We start from the raw sequence: 24,998 nt of genomic DNA, 5'->3' as shown, positions 1-24,998 counted from the left end.
AGGCGGCCTGAAGGTCGCTAAAAGCTTCGCTGCGATTCCTACAGACGGTGTGCGGTTTCGTCTATTTACGTGCGACGATCACCGCGCGCATCGGCGCGGGCAGCCCTTCGATGGTCTTGCTGTGATCCTCGGGGTCGAGGAAGTCGCTCAGCGACTGGTACTTCATCCACTCGGTCCCGCGCTGCTCCTGCACCGTGGTCACGCTGACGTCCATGCAACGCACATCGCTGAACCCGGCACGCCGCAACCAGCGCTCCAGTGCCGGCACCGAGGGCAGGAACCAGACGTTGCGCATCTGCGCATAACGATCCTCCGGCACCAGCACCTGATTCGCGTCGCCTTCCACCACCAGGGTTTCCAGCACCAGCTCGCCGCCCTTGACCAGGCAGTCCTTGAGCGCCAGCAGGTGTTCGATGGGCGAGCGCCGATGATAGAACACGCCCATGGAAAACACCGTGTCGAAGCCTTCCAGGTTGGCCGGCAAGTCCTCGAAGGGGAACGGCAGGTGCCATGCCGCGGGTTGCGACAGGTAGCGCTGGACCGCCTGGAACTGGCAGAAGAACAGCCAGTTCGGGTCGACCCCGATCACCGTGTCCGCGCCGGCACCGAGCATGCGCCACATGTAGTAGCCGTTGCCACAGCCGACATCGAGGATGCGCTTGCCCTTGAGGTCCAGGTGCGGGGCGACCCGCGACCATTTCCAGTCCGAGCGCCATTCGGTGTCGACATGCACGCCGAACAGGTCGAACGGCCCCTTGCGCCAGGGGCTCAGGCCCATCAGGGCGCTGCGCATCTGCACGCGGGTGGCGTCGTCGCAGTCACTGTCGAGGGTCAACCCGTCGAGCAGATCGACCTTGCTCGGCTGGAGCTTCGGCAGAGCGTCGAGCGCACTCTGCCAGCGCTGCAGGTCGCCATGACCTTTCTCCATCCGGGTATCGAGCCGGGCTTGCAGGCCATTGGCCCAGTCGGCCAGCGGGGTATGCGCCAGACGGCGGGCGAGGGGCGACAGATCAATCATGGCAGGGCAATCAACGAGGCAAAGTTAAGACACTGGAACCACGGCACGACTTTCGAGAACCCCGCCGCCAGCAGGCGTTCGCGGTGTTCTTCGAGGCTGTCGGGCTTCATGACGTTTTCGATGGCACTGCGTTTCTGGGCGATTTCCAGTTCGCTGTAGCCGTTGGCGCGCTTGAAGGCGATATGCAGGTCGGTGAGCAGCGCATGCTCCGCGGCATCATTGAAGCGCAGCTTCTCCGACAGGATCAGCGCGCCGCCGGGCAGCAGGGCCTGGCGAATGCGGCCGAGCAGGGCCAGGCGTTGCTCGGGGGCGATGAATTGCAGGGTGAAGTTCAGCGCCACCACCGAAGCGGGCTTGAAGTCCAGGGCGAGGATATCGCCTTCGACCACTTCCACCGGCAACAGCTCCTGGAACATCGAGTCCTGGCCATTGAGGTACTCACGGCAGCGTTCGACCATGGCGCTGGAGTTATCCACAGCGATCACCCGACAGCCGTCGGTGCGCACATGTCGGCGCAGGGCCTGGGTCACCGCGCCGAGGGAACTGCCCAGGTCATAGAGCACGCTGCCCGACTGGGCGAACTGCGCGGCGAGTACGCCAAGGTTCTCGACAATGGTTGGGTAACCGGGCACCGAACGCTTGATCATGTCCGGGAACACCCGCACCACGTCTTCGTTGAAGGCGAAGTCCGGCACCTGGGGCAGGGGCTGGGCGAAAAGGCGGTCGGGTTCTTTGCTCACGGCGGTTCCGGCGACGATCGGGGAAAAAGGGTCGGCATTTTAGCCAAGTTGGCGCCGGGATGCGCGGTTTGTCGGATAAAGCGTTTGGCGCCGCAGGCGGGCTTCAGATGAAGCCCGGCTCAGCTTTGCGCGGTTGCCGGGAAAACGCCGAGGCGGCAATGCCCCACTGGCCGAGCCAGTAGGCGAGGATGATCAGGTACGGCGCCGCGGCGAACTTGAGGACAAACCGGTCGATGCCGATCAGGCTGTCGGAGAAGGCGAACACCAATGCGCCGCCCGCGGCCAGTTGCGCCGAGCGCTTGGGCACGTCGCTGCCCAGGCGGGCCAGGGCCCGCCACAACATGGCGCTGATGGCCAGGGCATAGACGCTCACCGGGATCAGCAGATCGCCGAGGCCCTTGGACATCAGCACGCCCAGCAGCGCCGCACCGAGCAGCAGCGCCAGTACCAGTTGGACGGGGGCGAGACGGCGGCAGTCGCCCAGATAAGCTTTGAGATAACACAGGTGGGCGACCAGAAAGGCCCCCAGGCCGAACACGAACAGGTCACCCGGCCAGGCCAGCAGGATGTCGCCTAGCAGGGAAAACACCAGGCCCAGGCCGATCCAGCGGCGATACTCGCCCCCCGGTGCGTCATGCAGCCAACCCAGCAGTGCCAGCACCGGCAAGGGCTTGGTCAACAGGCAGATCAGTGGCGAGTCGATACTCACCCCATACAGGAACGCGACGGCGCCCATCAGGGCGAGAATCAGCCAGGGCATGTCAGTTCACCACGATCGGACAGTCGAAGCTTTGCACGGGCGGGACTTCCGGTGCCCAGGGCTGCTGGTAGGTCAGGCGCAGGCGCCCGGTGCCGGCGGCGAAGGCCTGGAAGCGCCAGGTCGACTGGCCGGCGGCGCCGATCACATCACTGTTCTCCGGGTTGCGATAGACCTCCGGTCCGAGGCTTTTCAGCACGCCGCCGGCGGAATCCTGGATGGCCCAGCGATAACCGGTGGTGGGGTTGCTTGGCAGGCTGAGGATCATGTTCTGCCCGGTCTTGAGTTGCATCGGGCATTCACGCTGGTTTTCCACCGTCACGTTCTGGCGGGGTTGCTGCGCACAAGCGGTCAGTAGCACAAGGCTCAACGGAAGCAACAGGCGAATCGGGGTCATAGTGTCTCCAATCATTACAGCGATGACGGAGCATAACCCAAGATTCGCCCGCTGCCATTGCCACCGGCATCTGATCGTTCCCACGCTTCGCCACAGTCGCCTGATCGTTGTGGGAATGTCTCACTGGACGCTCTGCGTCCGCTCCCGGTTTGTGACGCGGAGCGTCACGGGCTGCGCGCCCACGCGGAGCATGGGAGCGATCATCGGCTCCAAGTTTCGCACCGATACCTGATCGTTCCCACGCTCTGCGTGGGAATATGTCACTGGACGCTCTGCGTCCGCTTTGCCGCCCTCAGAACAATACCTTCGCCACATCGGCGAAACGCTTGGCGAAGTGCACGGTGATGCCTTCCTTCAGGTAGTCCGGCAATTCCTCGAAGTTGCCCCGGTTCGGTTCCGGCAGGATCAGTTCGTGAATCTTCTGCCGCCGCGCCGCAATCACTTTCTCGCGCACGCCGCCAATCGGCAGTACGTGCCCGGTCAGGGTCAGTTCGCCAGTCATGGCCACGCCTTTCTTCGGTGGCTGGTTGCGGGCCAGGGACAGCAGGGCGCTGGCCATGGTCACCCCGGCGCTCGGGCCATCCTTCGGCGTGGCGCCTTCGGGGACGTGCAGGTGGACAAAGGCCTCGTCGAAGAACCGCGGATCACCCCCGAACTGCTTGAGGTTGGAGCTGACGTAGCTGTAGGCGATCTCCGCCGACTCCTTCATCACCTCGCCCAACTGTCCGGTCAGCTTGAAACCGCGATTGAGGGTATGGATCCGCGTCGCCTCGATCGGCAGGGTCGCGCCGCCCATGCTGGTCCAGGCCAGGCCGGTAATCACCCCGGTGCCGCTCAGCACCTGCTCGTTGCGAAACACCGGCATGCCGAGGGACGCTTCGAGATCCTTGTTGCCGATCTTGATCGTGCTGTCCGGCGCATCCAGCAGCTTGACCACCGATTTGCGCACCAGCTTGCCCAGCTGTTTTTCCAGCTGGCGCACGCCGGCTTCGCGGGCATAGCCGTCGATCACCGCGCGCAGGGCGCTGTCGCTGATGGACAGGCTGCTTTTCGCCACGCCGGCCTTCTCCAGCTGCTTGGGCCACAGGTGGCGCTTGGCGATCGCCAGTTTTTCCTCGGTGATATAGCCCGACAGGCGAATCACTTCCATGCGATCCAGCAATGGGCCTGGAATCGAGTCCAGGGTGTTGGCGGTGCAGACGAACAGCACCTTCGACAGGTCCAGGCGCAGGTCCAGATAATGGTCGAGGAAGTCGACGTTCTGTTCCGGATCGAGGGTTTCCAGCAGCGCCGAGGCCGGGTCGCCCTGGAAGCTCTGGCCCATCTTGTCGATCTCGTCGAGCATGATCACCGGGTTCATCACCTCGACGTCCTTCAACGCCTGCACCAGCTTGCCCGGCTGGGCGCCGATGTAGGTGCGGCGATGGCCCTTGATCTCGGCCTCGTCGCGCATGCCGCCGACGCTGAAGCGGTAGAACGGTCGCCCGAGGGATTCGGCGATGGATTTGCCGACGCTGGTCTTGCCCACGCCTGGCGGGCCCACCAGCAACACGATGGAACCGCTGATCTCGCCTTTATAGGCACCGACCGCGAGGAACTCGAGAATCCGCGACTTGATGTCATCCAGGCCGGCATGGTGCTGGTCCAGGACCTTGCGCGCATGCTTGAGGTCGAGCTTGTCCTCGCCGTAGACGCCCCAGGGCACGGAGGTCGCCCATTCCAGGTAGTTGCGGGTGACGGCGTATTCCGGCGAGCCGGTCTCGAGGATCGACAGCTTGGCCATTTCCTCGGTGATGCGCTTCTGCGCCTGGGACGACAGGACCTTGCCCTGCAAGCGCTGCTCGAACTGTTCGATATCGGCGCTGCGGTCGTCCTTGGTGAGCCCCAGCTCCTGCTGGATGACCTTGAGCTGTTCCTTGAGGAAGAACTCGCGCTGGTGCTCGCCGATCTTGCGGTTCACCTCGGCGGAGATTTCCTTCTGCAGGCGCGCGACCTCGACTTCCTTGCGCAGCATCGGCAGGACTTTCTCCATGCGCTTGAGCATCGGCACGCAATCGAGGACTTCCTGCAGCTCATTGCCGGTCGCCGAGGTGAGGGCGGCGGCGAAGTCGGTCAGCGGCGACGGATCGTTGGGGCTGAAGCGGTTGAGGTAGTTCTTCAGTTCTTCGCTGTACAGCGGGTTGAGCGGCAGCAGTTCCTTGATCGCATTGATCAGTGCCATGCCGTAGGCCTTGACCTCGTCGGTCGGCTCGCTCGGCTGGTGCGGGTACTCGACTTCCACCAGGTACGGCGGACGATGATGCTTGAGCCAGGTGCGGATGCGCACGCGGGTCAGGCCCTGGGCGACAAACTGCAATTTGCCGCCGTCGCGGCTGGCGTGATGGACCTTCACCAGGGTGCCGTACTCCGGCAGGCTCTTGGTGTCGAAATGCCGGGTGTCTTCGGTCGGTGTGTCGACGAAGAACAGCGCCAGGGAGTGATGCTCGGACTTGCTCACCAGCTCCAGGGTTTCGGCCCAGGGTTCTTCGTTGACGATGACCGGCAGGACCTGCGCCGGGAAGAACGGGCGGTTGTGGATCGGGATGATATAGACCTTGTCCGGCAGGTTCTGTCCCGGCAGTGCCAGGCCGGTACCGATGCTCGCGTTGGTCTCGGCGCTGTCTGCGTTGCGCTCGGCGTCGGCCTGTTGGGTCGGATGGTCGGGGAATTCTTGCTGGTTGCTCATGGGGCACCTGCACAGTTGAGTATGCAGGTTAGATGGGGCGAGGCCGCGGTGGTTTCAATGGTTCGGGGCTATAGCTTTGTTCAATCCGGCCGATAGTCAGGGAAGAGACTTGTACATGTTTGTTTTTGATGTAGAGGTTTTTTCGAGGTGATGGTCGTTCGTCGGGTCGCTGCAAATAGTGGCTAAAGGCCGCATTTATCCCGTGATCTTCTGTGCAACGCCCGGTACTCTGCACTCGCTGAATCCTTTATGCCAAGGCAGGCCATCCTTATCTTATGACTTTGTGAGTAGTTGCTGCATGGCCCGCCCGACCTCGCTGTTTGGATTGTTTCTGTGTGTTGCCGGCTTGCTGTCGAGCGGTCTGAGTCAGGCCGCCGGCTTCCAGGCCGAGATGGTCGACCAGCAGGGCAAGCCTCTGGTGGGCGCGGTGGTGACCTTGCAGGGCAATGCCGGAACCACCGCCTATCCGCTCAAGGCCGATATGGACCAGCGCGACAAGCAGTTCGCCCCCCATGTCCTGGCGGTGCACACCGGCACCCAGATCAAGTTTCCCAACAGTGACAACATCCGCCACCAGGTCTATTCGTTCTCGCAACCCAAGCGCTTCGAGCTGCGCCTCTATGAAGGCACGCCGTCGGACCCGGTGCTGTTCGACAAGCCTGGGATCGTCGTGCTGGGTTGCAATATCCATGACTGGATGCTTGGCTACGTTTATGTCACCGATGACCCCTGGTTCGCGGTCAGCGATGACCAGGGCCGGGTCGTGTTCGACAAACTGCCGGCCGGCCATTACCGCGTGACGCTCTGGCACCCCCAGGTTGCGGATATGCAGCCGCAACCGGGAGGCGAAATCGAGGTGCCGGCCACGGGCTTGAAGCAGCATTTCAGCCTGACGATCCAACCGCTGTCGCCGGATGCTCCGTCGGCGCCCGCTCCGAGTGCCTTTGGCGATGCCTTCAATAAAGCTCTCAGTGAAACTGCGCAGTAGTTTTCAGGCACGGGTCGCCTGTGTCCTGATCCTGCTGCTGCTGGTGGTGGTCGGCGCGCTGTACTTCAGCGTCAAGGCAGCCACCAACGATGCGGTACGCAGCCAGGCCCGCGAGCAACTGGACGTCGGCGCACGGGTCTTCGAACGTCTGCTGGACGTGCAGAGCCGGCGTCTGGGCGACGGGGTGCAACTGTTGGCATCCGACTTCGGCTTTCGCGATGCGGTGTCCAGCGGCGACTCGGCGACCATTCGCTCGGTGTTGATCAACCACGGCAAGCGCATCAACGCCAGCGACATGATCCTGCTGAGCATGGACGGCAAGGTCCTGGCCAGCACCCTGGCGGACCAGCCCGACGGCACGCCGTTCCGCTACGACCAGGCCCTGCGCGAGGCGCGCCGCAACAAGCAGGCGACCCTGATCGTGCCGTTGCAGGGCAAGCCGCACCTGCTGGTGGAAGCGCCCGTGCTGGCACCGCTGCCGATTGCCCGGGTGGTGATGGGCTTCTCCATGGACAACGCCTTCGCCTCGGAACTGCGCTCGCTGACCAACCTCGAAGTGTCGTTCCTGACCGTCGATCACCAACAGCCTGGGGAACTGGTCAGCACCCAGCTCGGCTCATTGGCGTCGAGCATTGTCCGCTTGATGCTCGAGGCCTCCCAGGGCCGGCAGTTGCAGATGACCGAGCACCTCAACCAGAGCTTCCTGAGCCAGTCGCTGATGCTCGCCAGCAGCACCGAGAGCAACGACAGCCAGGTCATCGCACTGCTGCAAAGCCCGTTGGATGCGGCCATGCAGGCCTTCGCCCCGCTCGATCAGAAAATTCTCCTGATCGCCTTGATCTCGCTCCTGGCCTCGCTGGCCGGCGCGCTGTTGTTGGCGCGCAGCGTGTCGCAGCCGGTGCGCTCCCTGGCGCAAGCGGCCGAGCGTATCGGCCAGGGTGACTACCAGACGCCGCTGGCGTTGCAGCGCAGTGACGAACTGGGTTTGCTGGCAACGGCCTTCAACGCCATGCAGAGCGAGATCGCCGAGCGCGAGCAGGAGTTGGCGCACAATGCCCTGCACGATCGCCTGACCGGCCTGCCCAACCGCGCGCTGGCCATGGAGCGCCTGGGCAGTGCAATGGCCGCCGGACGCCCGGTGGCCCTGGTCTACCTGGAAATCGACAACCTGCGCTCGGTCAACGACACCGGCGGCCCTGGCGCCGTCGACCTGATGCTGCAGAATGTCAGCCAGCGCCTGCAAGCCGCCTTGCGCCCCGGCGATACCGTCGCCCACCTGATCGCCGGTGAATTCCTCTTGCTGCTGCAGAATGTCGGCAGCGATGGCGCGGTGGCCACTGCCGACCAGATCCAGCAACTGCTGCTCAAGCCCCAGCGCATTGCCGGCCACGATATGGCCCTGGATTGCCGGATGGGCATCGCCGCATTCCCGGCCGACGGCCAGGCTCCGGAAGAACTGCTCGGGCGCGCCGCCATCGCCATGAAAGACGCCGAGCAGATGCCCGGACGCCTGCAGATCTACCAACACGGGCGCGACCTGGCCCACCGCCGCCAGATCACCCTGATCCGCGACCTGCGCCATGCCGCGGCCAATGGCGAACTGTTGCTGCATTACCAGCCCAAGCTGGATATCCGCCAGGGCCGCGTGCGCCAGGCCGAGGCCTTGCTGCGTTGGCAGCATCCGCAGTTCGGTATGGTTTCGCCGGCGGAGTTCATCGTGTTGGCCGAGCGCACCGGCAGTATCCAGGTGCTGACCCGCTGGGTGATCGAAGAGGGCATGCGCCAGCTCGCCGAGTGGAATGTGCGTGGCTTGCGCCTGCAACTGTCCCTGAATATTTCCGCGGATGACCTGCTCAGCGGCGACCTGGCCGACCGTGTGTCGGCGCTGCTCAAGATCTACCGCCTGCCGGCCGAACAGCTGATCTTCGAGATCACCGAAAGCGCGGTGATGCGCGAGCCGGAGCAGGCGCTCAAGGTGCTGCACCGCTTGCGCGAGTGCGGCATCAGCCTGTCGGTGGATGACTTCGGTACCGGTTATTCGTCGCTGGCGCACTTGAAGCGCCTGCCGGTGCAGGAACTGAAGATCGACCAGTCCTTCGTGCGCAACCTGGATGAAACCAGCGAGGATGCGGTGATCGTCCGCTCGACCATCGAGATGAGCCATAACCTGGGGCTGAAGGTGGTTGCCGAAGGCGTCGAATACGAACACAGCCTGCGCCTGCTGGAGCGCTGGCACTGCGATACCGCCCAGGGTTACCTGATCAGTCGTCCGCTGACCGCGACGGCGTTCGAGGCCTGGGTTGCCCTGCCTTTGAGTTCACCGTCCGTCATGGTTCATTGAGTGATATGAAACGTCGTTTTCCTGTGTTGTGCCTGTTGGGTCTTGCTTGTCTGGGCGCGGACGTCGCCCTGGCCGATAACGGTCGCCTGATCGCCACCGGCGGCGCCAGCAGCCTGGAAGGCGCTGCGGGCGGCGGCATCACGCCGTGGGCGGTACTGACCGGCTACGGCGAAGAGAACGAATGGAGCGCCACGGCGTTCGCCACCACGGTCAATGTCCCGGATTACCGGCTGGATGTGGCCGGGGTCGCGGCGTCCTATGACAACCGCGTGGAAGTGTCCTTCGCCCGCCAGCGTTTCGACCTGGGGTCGCTGGTGCACAAGCTCAACCTGCCCGAGGACCATCTGGGGCAGGACATCATCGGCCTCAAGGTGCGCTTGTTCGGCGACCTGATCTACGACCAGTTGCCCCAGGTATCCCTGGGCCTGGAGTACAAGCACCAGACCAACTTCGATATTCCCGAACTGGTGGGCGCCAAGCGTGACCAGGATGTCGAGGGCTACCTGACCGCCAGCCGCCTGTTCATGGGCGCGGCCTTCGGCTACAACGTGCTGGTCAACGGCGGCGTGCGCTACAGCCGGGCCAACGAACTGGGGCTGATGGGCTTTGGCGGCGACCGTCGCGACACCCGCAGCGTGCTCAAGGAGGGCTCGGTGGCGGTGCTGTTCAATCCGCGCTGGGCCATGGGCGTGGAATACCGGCAGAAGCCGGACAACCTGTCGTTTGCCGGGGAAAGCGACTGGGCCGACCTGTTTGTCGGCTACTTCCCGACCAAGCATGTGTCGCTGGTCCTGGCCTACGCCCGGCTGGGTGAAATCGCCACCCTGGACAACCAGAACGGTCCTTACCTGTCCGTACAGGGGAGTTTCTGATGCGTGTCCTGAAACTGCTGGCGATCATGGTCCTGCTGGCCGGTTGTGCCCAGCAGCCGCCCAAGGATGACAGCCTCTATCGCGACCTCGGCGAGCGCGCGGGGATTACCCGTATCGTCGAAGGCACGCTGATCAACATTGCTCATGATTCACGGATTGCCGAGCGCTTTCGCAAGATCGATATCCAGCGTCTGCGCGACAAACTGGTGGAGCAGTTCTGCGTCGAGGCGGGCGGGCCGTGCGTGTACACCGGCGATACCATGGCCGAGAGCCACAAGGGCCAGAACGTCAGCCGCAGCGACTTCAATGCGCTGGTGGAAGACCTGATCGCCGCGATGGATGCCCAGGGCATCCCGGTACCGGTGCAGAACCGCCTGATTGCGCGGCTGGCGCCGATGCGCGGTGAAGTGATCGACCACTAGGTTCTGACGTGGTCAATGCGGTCGCTTGTGCAGGCCATGTGGGAGCTGGCTTGCCAGCGAAGGCGTGCGGGCGGGCAGGGCTCAAGGTCCCCTTCGTGGGCAAGCCCACTCCCACAATGAGTACCGCGTCAGGCGCACATCTTGTGCACGCCGCGATCCTTGTGGGAGCTGTGTACGAGCGCGGCTGCCGTTGGTCAGGACTGTCATTTCTGACAGTAGAGTCTTGTCTCGCGTTCTTCTAGGGTCTTGCTCAACAGGCAGCCTGTTTAAGCGTCCAATCGGTTGGATGCCTTGCCGTCGCAGGTGTCGCGTAGCCGGGAGCCAGTGTCATGGGCGACGAAATGCTTTTAACGCAAGGCGGGCGTGGAACTGCCGTGAAGATTGCGGCATTGCTGGGATGGCTTACGTTGCTCCTGCAGCTGTATCTGATTCTGGCTTCGCGCTGGCAGAGCGGTCAAAGCCTGCTGGGTGGGGTGGATATCTTCTTCAGTTACTTCACGGTGCTGACCAACCTCCTGGTGGCGATCGTGCTGACCTGCGCGGCGACATCAGGGGATTCAGCGTTGCACCGTTTCTTTCTCAAACCCACTGTGCAAAGTGGCGTGGCCGCCAGCATCGTGCTGGTCGGACTGGCGTACAACCTGCTGTTGCGCGAGACGTGGAGCCCCGAGGGCTTGCAGTGGGTGGCCGATGAATTGTTGCACGACGTGATGCCGGTGCTGTTCGTGATCTATTGGTGGTTCTGCGTGCCCAAGGGCACCTTGCACTGGCGCGATCTGTGGCCGTGGTTGCTGTATCCGGCGGTCTATTTCATCTATGCCCTGGTGCGTGGTCACCTTGTCGGTTCCTACCCTTATCCCTTTATCGAAGTGGCCAAACTGGGTTATCCACAGGTGTTTATCAATGCCGCGATGATACTGGTGGGGTTTGTGGCGGTGTCAGTGGTGGTGATTGCGGTGGATCGCTGGCGTGGCAAGCGCGATCGTCTGTCTCCAGCCGCTGTTGGATAAATCTTTTCCCAGCCCGCGAGGTATCCTTGATGCCGATATTGGAATTTTGCTAGCTGCTTGAAAAATACTGTTGAGTGTCTGGTTGTATTGGGTTTTTGGGTGCTTATACAGCAGAGTGTACTCTTGTGATTGACTAAGCACTCTTGGTGCGGTTTTGCGCTATTTCAAAACTCCTCATGTTGGATGTGGTGCCGGTTGTTTGCAGTTTTTATCGTGCTGGCGGTTTGCTGATGAGTAACTGTGCATGTTTCAGGTCGAGGTTTGCGGTGGCTTGATGTCGTCTGGTCGGTATGGTCGTCATTCTGGTTTGTTGAGGGTCCCGGTTTTATTGAGCTGGAGATTCATGATGAATATCACAGATGTCGAGTCATCGGGTTGGGATTCGGATTATAGTGTGGTTGATTCGTATAAGGCTGGTGGGAAAGAGTTTTTGTATTGCTATAAACCGGATACCGGAGAGTGGTTCACCCGATACATTGATGGGGTTTATGGCAAGATTGGGATGGGGGATGTGCGTAATGGTGTTTTGGAGCGCGCCAGGTATGTCCAGTTTATTTACACCGTTCAGACCATGAACTTCCTTTATCTTTACAGTGAGAAAGAGTTGGCCTGGTCCATCAGGCGGCTTAATGACGATGGTTCAGTGGGAGATGTCACGGATTACGGGGTATGGCCCGGTGGGAATATATGGTGGCACAATCATGTCTGCTATTGGGTGGATGATAAGCTGTTTGTGCTTTTGCATAACATAGACAGTCAGACCTGGATGACTTATGAACTTCTTTCAAACGGTACGATAGACAGGGCTGAAAGAGCTAGTGGGACACTAGAGAGAAATTATACCGGACTCTACGCCTGTCGAGCGGGTTCGCGCAGTTACCTGTACGCTCAGACCAGCCACTACGAACCGGGAGCCGATAACCAGGCTTACACTTTGAGAGCTCTGACAAGAGACGGTACCTTGGGCCAGGTGACGGAAGATGCAGGCTTTATGCAGTGCCCGCCAAAAGTTCAGATTTTTACTTCTAATGGTAAAGATCACCTGTTCGGTTATTATCCGGATAGTGGGCTTTATTTTGCGCGAGAAATAATGCCTGGAGGAACTGTTTCCACAGATCAAGTGTTGTCTGGGTATATGGAGCCTGGCTACGGGAAGGCGTTCAAGTTGTTTAGTGGCTTGAAAGGAGTTGAATGATGTCAAATTTCATATTTGCAATCGATTCGAATACCCGCAGAAGTCTGGTCAAGGAGATTGTGGGTGATGTTGTGACTCCTCCGCCCAACAGCGCTGCCGTGAATGTCTGGTCGTATCGTGGCAAGGAGGAGGCGTGGGGGCATGCCTCCCTCACCTTGTCCGATGGTACCTATATCAGTTGGTGGCCTCAGGGGATGGGTAGGGAAAGTATTCCCTTTGTTTCACAGGTTTATAGCGCGCCGGCGATAGTTCCAAGAAGCTTTAATGATGATGTCCGGGGTGAGGGTGTTGTTCCAGATGTGTTTGTCTATATCCCAGCCACTCATCTTAATGAGGCGAATATAAAGAGTTGGTGGGATGGGTTTTCGGCCAATCCTGATAGTCGCTGGCAAACATTGCAGCAAAATTGCTCGACGACGGTAAAGGATGCACTGGTGGCTGGAGGTGCCTGGGATATATTGGGAGGTAGGGCGTTTGATAATTGGGGTGATATCTTTGTCTGGTCTCCAAATGATATAGAGCGTTTTGCAACGGCTATTCGAGACAAGATTGCGTGACAGGACCCGTTGATAAAAAGATGGCTACCAGAAGGTAGCCATCTTTTTAAACTGCCTGAAAGTTACTCTGATAACTTGTACGCCAGCACGTAGTCCCCTTGCTTCGTCCCCAGCGACCCATGTCCGCCGGCCATGACCAGCACGTACTGCTTGCCGTCCTTGCCGGTGTAGGTCATCGGCGTGGTCTGGGCGCCCGCCGGCAGGCGGCCTTCCCAGAGTTGCTTGCCGTTTTTCACATCATAGGCGCGCAGGTACTGGTCCAGGGTGCCGCTGAGGAAGGCCACGCCACCGGCGGTGGTGAAGGTCCCGCCCAGGCTCGGTACGCCCATGCTCAGGGGAATCGGTACCGGTGAGCTGTCGCGCACGGTGCCGTTCTTGTGCATCCAGATCGTCTTGTGGGTGGTCAGGTCGACCGCCGCGACATAGCCCCAGGCCGGCGCCTGGCACGGCAGGCCCATCGGCGACAGCAGGGCTTCGAGAATCACCCCGTATGGCGCGCCCTTGTTCGGCTGCACGCCTTCGGTTTCGCTCTTGCGCGGGCCCTGGGCAGCGATGTCCGCGGCCGGAATCAGCTTGGAGCGGAAGGCCATGTAGCTCGGGTTGACGAAGGCGATCTGGCGCACCGGATCCACCGAGATGCCGCCCCAGTCGAACACGCCGAAGTTGCCCGGATAGACGATCGAGCCCTGCAGCGATGGTGGGGTGAACGGACCGTCATAACGCAGCGACTTGAAGTCGATCCGGCAGAGCATCTGGTCGAACGGGGTCACGCCCCACATGTCGCGTTCCTTGAGGGGCGGCGGCATGAAGTTGAGGTCGGACTTCGGCTGCGTCGGTGAAGTATGATCGCCGGCGACGGCACCTTGTGGCACCGGCACTTCGTTGATCGGCACGATCGGCTGGCCGTTGCTGCGGTCGAGCACGTAGATGCTGCCCTGCTTGGTCGAGGCCAGGACGGCCGGCTTCACGCCATCGGCGGTCTTGATGTCCATCACCGTCGGCTGGCCGCCCACGTCCATGTCCCACAGGTCGTGATGGGTGAACTGGAAGGTCCAGCGCACATGGCCGCTGTCGATATCCAGGGCGGTCAGGCCGGCGCTGAATTTCTCCGAATCCGGGGTGCGTGCGCCGCCGAACTGGTCGGGCGTCTGGTTACCCATCGGCAGGTAAAGCATGCCGAGTTTTTCATCGACGGCGAACATCGACCACATGTTGGGCGAGTTGCGGGTGTAGGTCTTGCCTGGGGCAATCGGCGTGGTGTCGTCCGGGTTGCCGCTGTCCCAGTTCCACACCAGCTTGCCAGTGTGCACGTCGAAGGCACGGATCACGCCGCTGGGCTCGTCGGTGGAGACGTTATCGGTGACATGGCCGCCGATCACCACCAGGTTGCGGGTCACCGCCGGTGGCGAGGTGGAGTAGTAGCCGCCAGGGGCGAAGGTGCCGATATTGGCGCCGAGGTCGATCTGGCCCTTGTCGCCGAAGTCTTCGCACATCTTGCCGGTGTCGGCGTTCAGGGCGATCAGGCGGGTGTCGGCGGTCGGCAGGAAGATGCGCCGTGGGCACTGGTTTTCCTGGCCGCTGGCGGTCAGTTGGCCGGTCGGCGCGCTGTTGCTGTCGACTGACGCGGTGGCGGCAACGGCCGGTGCCGATGAGGTGGTCGCGGCGATATAGGCGTTGTCATCGTGATACGCCACGCCACGGCAGGTCATGTGCGCCCATCCCTTGAAGTTCGCCGCCTTCTGCGTCGAGAGCTTCGGATCGAAGCGCCAGATTTCCTTGCCGGTGTCCGGGTCGAGGGCAATCACCTGGCTGTGTGGCGTACACACGTAGAGCATGCCGTTGACTTTCAGCGGGGTGTTTTCCGCGGTGGTTTCGCCCGGGTCGTTCGGCCCCGGGATGTCGCCGGTGCGATAGGTCCAGGCCGGCACCAGCTTGTGGGCGTTCTGCGGGGTGATCTGCGCGAGGGGTGAGTAACGGTCGCCATGGGCGCTGCGGCCGTAGGAGTTCCAGTCGCCGTCGGCCATGGCCGGCGCGGTGTTGCTCATGCCGGGGACGCTGTCGCGATCCAGTTGGCCCTTGATTTCACCGGGGTGGGTGAACTGGCTGGCAACGGCGGCGGCACCCGCCAGGACTACGGCGATGCCGAGCGCGCCGGTGCCCATCGGCGCCGCCCCGCTGTGCAGCAATGGACGGCGAAACCACGGCAGCAACATGACGATGCCCAGGGCGAACAGCAGGGCCAGGCGCGGTACCAGTTGCCACCAGTCCAGGCCGACTTCCCACAGGGCCCATAGCGTACTGGCGAACAGCACCAGTGCGTAGAGGCCCAGGGCGGCGCGGCGGGCGGTCAGCAGCAGGCCGCCGGTCAGCAACAGGCCCATACCGGCCAGCAGGTAGTACAGCGAGCCGCCGAGCAGGCTCAGCTTGATCCCTCCGGCCAGCAGGGCCAGGCCCATCAGCAGCAGCACGATGCCGAGCAGGCTGGGCAGCAGGCGGCTGCGACTCGAAGCAGGGTCAGTGCTCATAGTGTGGTTTCTCCGTGACGGTTAAGGTGTCCCGCGCTGTTATCACTGTAGATGACGATCTGGCGCGGGCTTGGTTCAATCGGTGGCGCGGCCGGGCGGGCGCACGGCGGCACGAGGGGGCTGCGCGCAGGTCGGTAAGTCGGGGATAAAACCGGGAACCGGGTCGTTTCCTGCCGAAGTAGCAGTAGATGAAACGTTTCAGTTGTTAGCTTGCTAAGGATAAAGCCAGGGTGGGAGGGGAAACAGGGCGTTCCCTGAGATGGATTATTGTTGGATTGGTAACAGTGCGCTTAGTGCCGGGGGGTGAACCGGTTTTTTTGTAGGAGCGGTGCTTGTCGGGATGCAGCACCGCCGCGAAGAGGCCAGCAAGAGCTTCGGGGGCAAGCCCCCTCCCACAGTAAGCTCGCGCAGGCCTGAGGGAGGGATGTCATTGTTAGAAGGTGGTACGCAAGCCGAACTCGACGCTGCGTCCCGGTGCCGGCGCGATATCGCGCAGGATCGAGCTGGCGTAGCGCACGGTCTGGTTGGTCAGGTTGTCGCCCTTGACGAAGGCCAGCCACTGGCTGCTGCCGATATCGAAGTGATAACCGGCGCTGGCGCCGAAGGTGGTATAGCCCGAGGTGCCTGATTCGTTGGCCGGTACCCGACCCTGTCCCGCCGCGTGTTCGACATCGATGCGCGCCTGCCAGCGCTCCAGTTCCCACAGCAGGCCGCTGTTCAGGCGCAGCGGTGCGATACGTGGCAGGGCCTCGCCGGTATCGAGGTTGGTGGCGCGGGTGTAGTCCCCGGACAGTTCCAGGGCAAACTTGCCGTAGGCGCTTTCGCCGAGCTTCCAGTGATCCTGGGCCTCGAAGCCGGCGAAGCGTGCCCGCACGCCCGAGTAGCGGTATTCGGGAATCCCGCCGGCATCCTCCTGGCCCTCGTCGTTGAGGGTGCGTCCGCTGCCCAGCAGGCCGATGTAGTTGGAGAAGCGGCTGTAGAACACGCCGAAGCTGCCCTTGTGGGTGCCGTTGTCGAAACGCAGGGCCAGGTCGCTGGACACCGCTTTTTCCTTTGACAGGTTGGCATCGCCGACTTCGTAGGTGCCGGTGGCCACGTGGGCGCCGTTGGCATACAACTCGTAGAAGGTCGGCGCGCGTTCGGTGTAGCCCAGGGTCGCGGCCAGCGACCAGACCGGTGTCAGGGTGTAGACCGCGCCGGAGGACAGGCTGCCGGCGGTGAAGCTGTTGCTGCGGTCGGCATTGGCAAAACGCTCGTTGCCCTTGCTGTCCGGGTCGACCGTGGTGTGTTCCAGGCGGCCGCCCAGGCTGAAGGTCAGGCGGTCGGTGGCCTTGAGTTCTTCGAGCAGGAACAGCGCACCGCTGTTGGTGTCGGTCTGTGGGACGAAGGCTTCCTCGCCCAGGGCGGAGAACTCGTTGCGCGTGACCTGCGCGCCGATCACCCCGTTGAACGGACCGACCGGCAGGTGACGGGCCTCGATCCGGGCTTCATAACCCTTGTTCTTGAAGATCGTGCCGACCTCGCCGCCTTCGATTTCCCGGTGCTCGTAGTCGGTGTAGCCGGCATCCAGTTTCACCGAACTGAAGGGGCCTTGCAGGTTGCGGATTTCCGAGGCGAAAGCGTAGTGGTCCTGCTGCATGCGGATGCGTACATCCTGCTCGGCAGGGGAGCCGTAGTTGCTGTCGTAGTTGCTGTAGGACAGACCGGCATAACCGTCATCCCAGGTGTAGGAGCCGCCGACTGCACCACCGTCCTGGCGACCGTCGCTGTTGCCCAGGCGGCCCTTGCGGCCATCGCCGTCTTCACTGGCCGGGGCATTGCGGCTGCGGGCGTAACCGGGAATGCGCAGGTCATTGAACTCGCGGGCGTTGGCGTCCAGGTGCAGGGCAAAGCTGCCGTCGCCGGCTTCCAGTTTGCCGGCGCTGCTGCGGGTGGTGTCGGCACCGCCGTAACGCAACTCGCCGGCGCCGTGGATACCATCGATGGGGCTGGTGGGAATCCGGTTGTCGAAGGTGTTGACCACCCCGCCGATGGCGCTGCCGCCGTAGAGCAGGGCGGCCGGGCCGCGGACGATTTCGATCCGCTCGACATTGACCGGGTCCAGGGGCACCGCGTGGTCATAGGACAACGCCGAGGCGTCCAGCGCACCGACGCCGTTGCGCAGCAGGCGGATGCGGTCGCCGTCCTGGCCACGAATGATCGGGCGGCTGGCACCCGGCCCGAAGTAGGACGACGACACCCCAGGCTGCTTATTCAGGGTTTCGCCGAGGCTGCCTTGCTGTTGCAGGGTCAGGTCGTCGCCTTCGAGCACGGTGCTCGGGGCGGCGGTCTGGGCGCTGCCCAGCGGGTTGGCGGTGATGACCTGGGGTTGCAGCTCCAGGGCATGCACCGGGCCGGCCATCAGCAAGGCGGCGGCCAGCGGAGTCAGATGAGTACGCAGGGGAGAGGAGAGGGACATCGATATTTCCTTGGCAAGCGAGGTGCAATGGGCACCTTTGAGTCGAAAGAACAGGCTGAAAACGGCGGGGTTTTGGCCGATGAATGGAATTGTGTTGTTATAACGTAACATATTTATCAGCCAGGAAATACTTCCCACGGCATCGGGCCGTTCTGACGCTAGACTCAATCCAGAGCGGTTTGTGTGTAATTGCAGGGTTGCAAACCCGTATCGCCCGTCGCGGCTCTTCCCCCTGGCGAAGGCCTCGGCTAAGGTGCGCGGCTTGTTCCATTTCCTCACTGAAGGTTCGGCATGACCGAGACACCCAACAACCCGCTGCACGGGGTGACCCTGGAGCAGATCCTCAACGCCCTGGTGGCTCATTACGAGTGGGAAGGCCTGGCCGAACGGATCGACATCCGTTGCTTCAAGAGCGATCCGAGCATCAAGTCGAGCCTGACCTTCCTGCGCAAGACCCCGTGGGCGCGGGAGAAGGTCGAGAAGCTGTACGTGAAGTTGATGCGCACCAAGCGCTGAGACCGCGTCGTGGAGTTCAAGGGCATGCCTGACCATCAAGGCACTGCGCGCGGTTGCCCGCGCCTCGCACTGCAGGTTGCGGCGCTGCTGGGCTGGAGCGGCCTGAGCATCCAGCTGTACCTGATCCTGATTTCGCGCTGGCAGGTCGAGGCGAGCCTGTTGGGTGGGCTGCTGACATTCTTCAGTTTCTTTACCGTGCTGACCAACACCCTGGTGGCGGTGGTGTTGACCTGGGAAGTGACGCCGCGTGAGTCGGCTGCCCGAAGGTTTTTTCTCAGGCCTTCGGTGCGTACGGCGATTGTGGCGAATATCGTGGTGGTGGCGCTGGCGTACAACCTGTTGCTGCGACCCCTGTGGCATCCCCAGGGCTTCCAGTGGCTGGCCGATGAGTTGTTGCACGACGTGATGCCGCTGCTGTTCGTGGCCTATTGGTGGCGCTGCGTGCCGAAGGGCACCTTGCGCGGGTGGCAGGTGCTGCCGTGGATGATTTATCCGCTGGTATATTTCGCCTATGTGCTGTTGCGCGGCCATCTGATCGGGGCGTATCCGTACCCCTTTGTCGATGTCGACACCCTGGGTTATCCACAGGTGCTCATCAATGCCGGGCAGATCCTGCTGGGGTTTGTGCTGGTGTCGCTGTTGTTGATCGGGGTGGATCGCTGGCGTGGGCGATAGCGGTAACTGTGGCGAGCGGGCTTGCCCGCGCTCGGTTGCGAAGCGGCCCTGAAACCGGTAATCGCGGTGTATCAGGTAGACCGAGATGATCGTTCCCACGCTCTGCGTGGGAATGCATCTCGTGACGCTCAGCGTCACAAAGGCGGACGCAGAGCGTCTTGGGCGGCATTCCCACGCGGAGCGTGGGAACGATCGATACGGTCAGTCTTCGGCGCTGTCATCCAGCCGCCAGTAACCCACGGCCTTGATGAACGCTTCGTCCAGGCCATGGGTGGCGAGCAACACCTTGCGCACCTTGCGCGACAGCGCCGCCTCGGTGGCCACCCAGGCGTACAGGCTGCCGGACGGGATGCTCAAGTGTTCGACCGTCTGCAGCAGATCCTGCTCCGGCGCATCGCGCCGTACCCAGATCACTTCTACCTGCGCCGGGCTGTGCAGTGGCTGCTGTTCCGCCGCGTTCTCCACCTCGACCACCACCAGCGCCCGCCGGTTGGCCGCCAGGCCTTCCAGACGCCGGGCGATGGCCGGCAGGGCGGTCTCGTCGCCGATCAGGAGGTAGCTGTCGAAGATATCCGGCACCACCATCGAACCGCGCGGCCCACCCATGTTCAGGACCTGGCCGGGTGCGGCCTGGGCGGCCCAGGTTGAGGCAGGGCCGTCACCGTGCAGGACAAAGTCGATATCCAGCTCGCCGATTTCCAGATCATAGCGCCGCGGTGTGTAGTCCCGCATGGCTGGCATCGGACCGTTATCCTTGGCGCCAGGAACCCAGGCATCCAGTGCGGCCTGCTCGGTGGCATTCTGCGGGAACATCAGCTTCACGTGATCGTCCGTGCCGAGGCTGATAAAGCCTGCCAGCTCCGGCCCGCCGAGGGTGATGCGACGCATGCGCGGCGTCAGGTCGACCACGCGCAGCACTTCCAGGCGGCGGCGCTTGATCTCGTGCATGACACGGTGAATCCCTTGTTGATTGACTGCATTCATTGCGGTTTCTCCGAGCAGGATGGCGTGGCGACAGGCCCATCGACGATGGCTTTGGCGGTGTTGTTGAGCAGGTCGCGCACGCGCAGGATTTCTTCCGCGCTCCAGCGTCCGTGATGCAGTTGCAGGGCGTGCCGCAGGTTGTGCACGGCCTCGTGGATTTCCGGTGGGCGGTCATGCCCACGTAGGGAACGCTTGCTGACATCGATGCGCATGCGCACGCCATCCAGGGCGATGGCCTGGTCGGCCAGGGACTGGCGCCCATTGTCGGTCACGCTGTAGCGCTTTTTCCCACCTTCCGCGTCGCCGACGATCAGTTCGCTTTCTTCCAGGAAGGTCAGGGTCGGATAGATCACGCCGGGGCTTGGGCTGTAGGCACCATCGAACATGCCTTCGATCTGGCGAATCAGGTCGTAGCCGTGGCAAGGCTGTTCGGCGATCAGCGCCAATAACAGCAGTTTCAGGTCGCCGGGGGCGAAGACCCGTGGGCCGCGACCGCCACGCTCGCGTCCGGGACGACGTTCGAAACCGTCATGGCCGTCGCCGAATTCGCGGTGGGGGTGATGGTGATGCTCTCTCATTTTCTCTTTCTCCTGTCTTGGTAAGATATACCTTAAGATATATCTTAATGGCAGTGCAAGAAAAACGACGAGCGTCATCGAGGCTGTGAGGAGAGCCCGGGAGCCGTGATCGGGTCATGGAGATGCCTGGTCTTGCTACGGGGGAGCGGAGGTTTTCGCGTGTTTTCCTAGGATATTTCCTACGTAAAGCTGAGAAAAGCACTCTGAGCAAGCCCTTGGCTGCTCCGTACCATGCCGCCTGATGTTCACAAAGGCGACGTTTATCATGTCCAGGTCAGTGTTGGCTGTATTGTTATTGATGGTGTTGGGAGGCTTCTGGCCGGCTCACGCCACCCTCAAATCAGCGAAAAATTCTTCTGCCAAGACCACTCAGGTCCGGATCACCGATGGAGCATCCATCGACAGCGTCATCGACCGTGCGCACCAGTTGATCGGTACGCCTTATCGTTGGGGCGGCATGTCGGTCAAGGGCTTCGATTGCAGTGGCCTGCTGGTTTATCTGTTTCAGAACGAGGCCGATATCAAGTTGCCGCGGACCACCGTGGGGATGCGCCGCTCCAGCGCCAGGACCATCCAGCGCGGCAGCCTGAAGCCTGGCGATGCGGTATTTTTCAACCGTAATGGCCAGGGCAGCGTGAGCCATGTCGGGCTCTATGTAGGGGGGGGCAAGTTCATCCACTCACCGCGCAGTGGCAAGACCGTGCGTATCGACTCCCTGAGCAATTCCTACTGGAAAAAGAGCTACACCCTGGCCAAGCGTTTTCATCCCGGTAATTGAGGTTTGTGCGACGTGCGTGGCGGTACACAACGTGCTGCTGCCCGGTTGCAGATAAGGCGTGAGGATCGGTGCCATGCCCTTGAGCACCTGGACCGGCAAGGCCGAGGTGAACTTGAAGGTTTCGGCCGAACGCCCCGGAACGAAGGCGGTCAGGGTGCCGAAATGGTGGTCGCCGATGTAGAAGACAAAGGTCGCCGTGCGGTTGATCGACTTCGAACTCAATACCCGTCCGCCCGCGCCGATGGCCTCGATCCGGTTGTCCCCGGTGCCGGTCTTGCCGCCCATGGCCAACGGGGTGCCGTCCGGCTGTTTGAAACTGCCGGACACGCGCCGGGCGGTGCCCGCATCCACCACTTGTGACAACGCCAGGCGCAAGGCCGTGGCGACTTCCGAGGGCAGGACCCGCTTGCCCTTGCCCGGATCGTTGATCAGCTGTGTTTCGTACGGCGTGTTGGCGGCGAAGTGCAGGCTATCGATGCGCAGGATCGGCATGCGCACACCGTCGTTGAGGATGATCCCCATCAGTTCGGCCAAGGCCGCCGGGCGGTCGCCGGAGCTGCCGATGGCGGTCGCCAGCGACGGTACCAGGTGATCGAAGGGATAACCGACCTGTTGCCAACGCTGGTGGATATCAAGGAACGCCTCGATCTCGACCATCACCCGGATCCGGCTGTCGCGGGCGCTCTTGTGCTTGCTCTTGAACAACCAGCCATAGACTTCCTGGCGTTCGTACTCGCTGGCGGTGACCACCTGGCTGAACTTGGCCTGGGGATTTTTCAGCAGGTAGCCCAGCAACCACAGGTCCAGCGGGTGGACCTTGGCGATATAGCCCTGGTCCGGCAGGTCGTAGGTCCCCGGACCGTAACTCTTGTAGAGCTTGGCGAGGCGTTCGTCGGTGACCTTCTCGGTTTTCAGGTGGGCCCGGACAAAGGTGTTGAAGGCCGCCTGCGGGGCTTCCGGCAGCAGGTAGCGGTGTACCGCCGCCAGGCGAATCGGTGTCGGATGCATGCTGTCGAGGAAGGTGTCCAGGCGTTCCTGGGAGTCCTTGTTCTGGTACTTCTTCCAGAAACGCAGCATGAAGGCCGTGCCTTCACGGTCGGCGAAGCGTGCCAGGTATTCCTGGCGACGCGGATTGTCATCGTCCTTGAGCAACTCGGCGCTGTTGTTCGGTCCCTGGTAGGTGCTGTAGCGCACCAGGTCGCGCATCAGCCGGATGAACGGCAGGTTGATTGACTCGCGCAGGGCCTCGAGCAAGGTCGGGTTGCGGCCGTTGTCTTCGTTGCGGAAGTTGTGGAAGTGATGCAGGCCGCCGCCGGTAAAGAAGCTTTCGCCGGGGCTGGCCGAATACTGGCGGTTGAGCGCCGCCTCAAGCATCTTCGGCAGGTTCTGGTCGCTGTTCTGTATCAGGTAGTCGAGGGCCCAGCGGGTGATGCGATCCTGGTCGTTGACCTCGACTTTCTTCAGCACGGCGGGTGATTGGCCGGCGTACTTGTCGTGCAGTTCCGAGATGATCTGCAGGTAAGTGGTCAGCACCCGCAACTTGGCGGTGGAGCCCAGTTCAAGCTTGCTGCCCTCGTTGATATCGAAGGGCTGGTCGGTGCTGTCGGTCTGCACCCGCACCCGGTAGCTGTCCGGCGTCAGTTCGAACAGGGTGAAGCTGTAGCGCACCTGCTGGGTGCTGCTGGCGGTCAGCAGGCGTTCCCCCAGCAGACCGATGGCGTTGGCGAACTCCGGATTCGCCAGGCGCCGCAGATAGTCACTGACCTGGCCTTGCAGGTCCGATTGCAAGGTGCTGGTGGCCGACAGGTCGAGGCGGTCGAGGTCGTACAGCGGACGGTTGAGCATCGCCGCCAGTCGGCTGCGGGCGACGCTGATGCCCTTGTTCGACTCCACCGGCTGGATCGTCGGCTCTTGCAGCCAGTCCCGATAGCTGACCTTGCTCGCCAGCGCGGCGGCGGCCAGCGGGGCGTCGATCACGCCGTTCTGGGCCAGCAGGCGCAGGTGGCTGTCGGTCAGTTCGGCCAGTTCATCGCGACCCCGCGCCAGGTAGTGCGACGGCCGCCGCTGGGCGATCATCAGCGACAGCACTTCACGCAGCGCCAGCCCGCGTCTGGCCAGGCTCTGCGGGTCGCTGGCGGTGCTGCTCAATTGTTCGTTGATCTTGGCGAAATCCGCGCCATACCAGACCCGCAAGCCTTCGGCCATGCCATGCACTTCACCGTGGCCGGGCACCGCCGACAGGGGCACGCTGTTGAGGTAGTCACGGACCACGTTCTGCCGCACCTCCAGGGTTTGCGGCCCGTCCTGATAGGCCCGCACGCTGGCGGAAATCATCTGGCGGATTTTCTCGCCGCCGGACAGGGTCAGGCCATCCGGCGAGTGCCGGTACTTCTCCAGTTGCGTCGCCAGGGTACTGCCGCCGGCGGTCTGGCCGCCGACATGCAAGACCTTGGCGATCTGCGACAGCACCGCCTTGCCGAAGCGTGGCCAGTCCACGGCGGGGTTGGCCATGGGTTGGGAAGGGTCGAGCAGATCGCGGTTTTCGATGAACAGCAGGCTGTTGACCACCAGCGGCGGAATGGCCGCGAAGTTGGCATAGAGCTGTTGCGGGTAGTTGTACTGGTAGAGGTCGGCGCCCCGGCAGTCGGTGATCGACAGGCCGGCCTGGATCTTCTCCACATAGGGGACGAAGAAGCCGGCCTTGCTGTAGTCGAGCAGGGCGGGGGAGAAGCGCGCCTGCGCCTCGATCAGGTAGCCGCGCTTGGCCAGCCGGGTGAGAAACGTCCCCAGGTCGCTGTAGCCCAGGCGTTTGTCGAAGGGGCCTTCGCCGGGGTACAGCAGTGAATCGCTGGGGCCGGAGGCGAGGGAATAACCCAGGTCGCCGGCAAAACGGCTGAATTCCCGGGCCTGGAGCTTGGAAGTGCGCATCTCGCGGGAGGCGGCGACGGCGAGCAGAACCAGGGCAATCAGCACCACCAACCAGAACAGACGCCACCAGGGCCTGCGTTTGCGGGGTTTTTTCGGTAAAGGCGCCTCATCCGAACTGTTGGTTGGCACCACAGTCTTGGTCGAATCGGAGTTCCATTGAGCACCCATAGTCGATTCATCCATTCACGCAGATTGATCGCACTTGCCTGAAGCTTAGACGCTGGCAGAAGGCGAGGAAAATTTTGTGAGGGCGGTCAGGTATTTCCGACCGGTAACGGTTTGCCGGCGGGGATATGCCGGGAACACGACGTCAGGCGTATTGCCTGGCCAAGGGCTGACAGGCTTGGGATAGAGCCTTGCGCAGAGTAGGGCCGGTCCGGGTGGGAGGCATGACGATGCACCATTGTTGTGCAATACTCCGGCCGTTTTTTGTATTGCTCGCCCACTGACCCTGCAGGTTTGCCCTGCGGGACGGCTTCGCTCACGAAGCGCAGCCGGCATCCGGGAGTCCGGGCCTACCCGCCCGTCGCTCCT

General features: G+C 62.4%; 20 protein-coding genes. 10 read left to right on the top strand and 10 right to left on the bottom strand.

Translation table 11 applies throughout. From position 1 onward, the window contains the following. Positions 1-61: 61 nt before the first annotated feature. The 5 genes from cmoB to lon form a co-directional block, all read right to left on the bottom strand. Positions 62-1,018 carry a tRNA 5-methoxyuridine(34)/uridine 5-oxyacetic acid(34) synthase CmoB gene (gene cmoB / locus HX851_RS39920; RefSeq protein WP_177065233.1) on the bottom strand — a complete coding sequence of 319 codons (957 nt, stop codon included), beginning with the start codon at positions 1,016-1,018 and terminating at the stop codon, positions 62-64. Further along, positions 1,015-1,758, bottom strand: coding sequence for a carboxy-S-adenosyl-L-methionine synthase CmoA (cmoA, locus tag HX851_RS39915; RefSeq protein WP_177057827.1), 744 nt, complete (start codon positions 1,756-1,758; stop codon positions 1,015-1,017). The genes cmoB and cmoA overlap by 4 nt, the downstream gene beginning before the upstream one ends. Positions 1,759-1,861: 103 nt before the next feature. Next, the gene (locus tag HX851_RS39910) at positions 1,862-2,518 is read right to left on the bottom strand and encodes a lysoplasmalogenase (RefSeq protein ID WP_177057826.1); all 657 of its coding nucleotides are present in this window, start codon (positions 2,516-2,518) and stop codon (positions 1,862-1,864) included. Position 2,519: 1 nt separating this feature from the next. Beyond that, positions 2,520-2,912: a protease inhibitor I42 family protein gene (locus HX851_RS39905; protein WP_177057825.1), complete on the bottom strand. Its 393-nt coding sequence runs from the start codon at positions 2,910-2,912 to the stop codon at positions 2,520-2,522. A 292-nt stretch (positions 2,913-3,204) separates the two neighbouring features. Then, positions 3,205-5,637: an endopeptidase La gene (gene lon / locus HX851_RS39900; RefSeq protein ID WP_256262400.1), complete on the bottom strand. Its 2,433-nt coding sequence runs from the start codon at positions 5,635-5,637 to the stop codon at positions 3,205-3,207. 298 nt (positions 5,638-5,935) lie between these two features. Here lon and HX851_RS39895 point away from each other — a divergent pair, with 298 nt between their 5' ends. The 7 genes from HX851_RS39895 to HX851_RS39865 all read left to right on the top strand — a co-directional run bounded on the left by HX851_RS39895 (position 5,936) and on the right by HX851_RS39865 (position 13,022). Then, entirely contained in the window at positions 5,936-6,625 is a 690-nt protein-coding gene (locus HX851_RS39895) for a methylamine utilization protein (RefSeq protein WP_177057824.1), read from the top strand. After that, entirely contained in the window at positions 6,609-8,966 is a 2,358-nt protein-coding gene (locus tag HX851_RS39890; RefSeq protein ID WP_177065234.1) for a bifunctional diguanylate cyclase/phosphodiesterase, read from the top strand. The genes HX851_RS39895 and HX851_RS39890 overlap by 17 nt, the downstream gene beginning before the upstream one ends. Before the next feature lie 5 nt (positions 8,967-8,971). Beyond that, positions 8,972-9,838: a DUF3034 family protein gene (locus HX851_RS39885; RefSeq protein ID WP_177065235.1), complete on the top strand. Its 867-nt coding sequence runs from the start codon at positions 8,972-8,974 to the stop codon at positions 9,836-9,838. Beyond that, entirely contained in the window at positions 9,838-10,260 is a 423-nt protein-coding gene (locus HX851_RS39880; RefSeq protein ID WP_177065236.1) for a group I truncated hemoglobin, read from the top strand. Before HX851_RS39885 ends, HX851_RS39880 begins: the two co-directional genes overlap by 1 nt. A 329-nt stretch (positions 10,261-10,589) precedes the next feature. Next, positions 10,590-11,270: a Pr6Pr family membrane protein gene (locus tag HX851_RS39875; RefSeq protein WP_177065237.1), complete on the top strand. Its 681-nt coding sequence runs from the start codon at positions 10,590-10,592 to the stop codon at positions 11,268-11,270. A gap of 346 nt (positions 11,271-11,616) precedes the next feature. Further along, on the top strand, positions 11,617-12,465 hold the full coding sequence (locus HX851_RS39870) for a hypothetical protein (RefSeq protein ID WP_177065238.1): 849 nt from the start codon (positions 11,617-11,619) through the stop codon (positions 12,463-12,465). Next, the gene (locus HX851_RS39865; RefSeq protein ID WP_177057818.1) at positions 12,465-13,022 is read left to right on the top strand and encodes a hypothetical protein; all 558 of its coding nucleotides are present in this window, start codon (positions 12,465-12,467) and stop codon (positions 13,020-13,022) included. Before HX851_RS39870 ends, HX851_RS39865 begins: the two co-directional genes overlap by 1 nt. 62 nt (positions 13,023-13,084) lie before the next feature. Here HX851_RS39865 and HX851_RS39860 read toward each other — a convergent pair whose 3' ends face one another. Together HX851_RS39860 and HX851_RS39855 are read right to left on the bottom strand one after the other, a co-directional pair. Then, positions 13,085-15,547 carry a glucose/quinate/shikimate family membrane-bound PQQ-dependent dehydrogenase gene (locus tag HX851_RS39860; protein WP_177057817.1) on the bottom strand — a complete coding sequence of 821 codons (2,463 nt, stop codon included), beginning with the start codon at positions 15,545-15,547 and terminating at the stop codon, positions 13,085-13,087. Positions 15,548-15,980: 433 nt separating this feature from the next. Further along, positions 15,981-18,005, bottom strand: a complete 2,025-nt coding sequence (locus HX851_RS39855; RefSeq protein ID WP_177057816.1) for a TonB-dependent receptor — start codon at positions 18,003-18,005, stop codon at positions 15,981-15,983. A 291-nt stretch (positions 18,006-18,296) separates the two neighbouring features. Between HX851_RS39855 and HX851_RS39850 the strand changes: the two genes are divergently transcribed. Together HX851_RS39850 and HX851_RS39845 are read left to right on the top strand one after the other, a co-directional pair. Beyond that, positions 18,297-18,521: a VF530 family protein gene (locus HX851_RS39850; protein WP_017126370.1), complete on the top strand. Its 225-nt coding sequence runs from the start codon at positions 18,297-18,299 to the stop codon at positions 18,519-18,521. A 24-nt stretch (positions 18,522-18,545) separates the two neighbouring features. Then, positions 18,546-19,196, top strand: a complete 651-nt coding sequence (locus HX851_RS39845; RefSeq protein ID WP_177065239.1) for a Pr6Pr family membrane protein — start codon at positions 18,546-18,548, stop codon at positions 19,194-19,196. A gap of 201 nt (positions 19,197-19,397) precedes the next feature. Here HX851_RS39845 and HX851_RS39840 read toward each other — a convergent pair whose 3' ends face one another. Together HX851_RS39840 and HX851_RS39835 are read right to left on the bottom strand one after the other, a co-directional pair. Further along, the gene (locus HX851_RS39840) at positions 19,398-20,180 is read right to left on the bottom strand and encodes a siderophore-interacting protein (protein WP_177065240.1); all 783 of its coding nucleotides are present in this window, start codon (positions 20,178-20,180) and stop codon (positions 19,398-19,400) included. Further along, on the bottom strand, positions 20,177-20,758 hold the full coding sequence (locus HX851_RS39835; RefSeq protein WP_177057812.1) for a PadR family transcriptional regulator: 582 nt from the start codon (positions 20,756-20,758) through the stop codon (positions 20,177-20,179). The genes HX851_RS39840 and HX851_RS39835 overlap by 4 nt, the downstream gene beginning before the upstream one ends. Positions 20,759-21,023: 265 nt before the next feature. Here HX851_RS39835 and HX851_RS39830 point away from each other — a divergent pair, with 265 nt between their 5' ends. After that, positions 21,024-21,536: a C40 family peptidase gene (locus HX851_RS39830; protein ID WP_177057811.1), complete on the top strand. Its 513-nt coding sequence runs from the start codon at positions 21,024-21,026 to the stop codon at positions 21,534-21,536. Here HX851_RS39830 and HX851_RS39825 read toward each other — a convergent pair. Continuing rightward, on the bottom strand, positions 21,438-24,632 hold the full coding sequence (locus HX851_RS39825) for a transglycosylase domain-containing protein (RefSeq protein ID WP_177057810.1): 3,195 nt from the start codon (positions 24,630-24,632) through the stop codon (positions 21,438-21,440). The genes HX851_RS39830 and HX851_RS39825 overlap by 99 nt on opposite strands. Between the last annotated feature and the right edge of the window lie 366 nt (positions 24,633-24,998).

It is taken from the genome of Pseudomonas gingeri, assembly GCF_013385635.1.
Lineage (GTDB): Bacteria > Pseudomonadota > Gammaproteobacteria > Pseudomonadales > Pseudomonadaceae > Aquipseudomonas > Aquipseudomonas gingeri_A.
The sequence above is the reverse complement of the archived record's forward strand: the minus strand, read 5'-3'. Positions and strand labels throughout refer to the sequence as shown.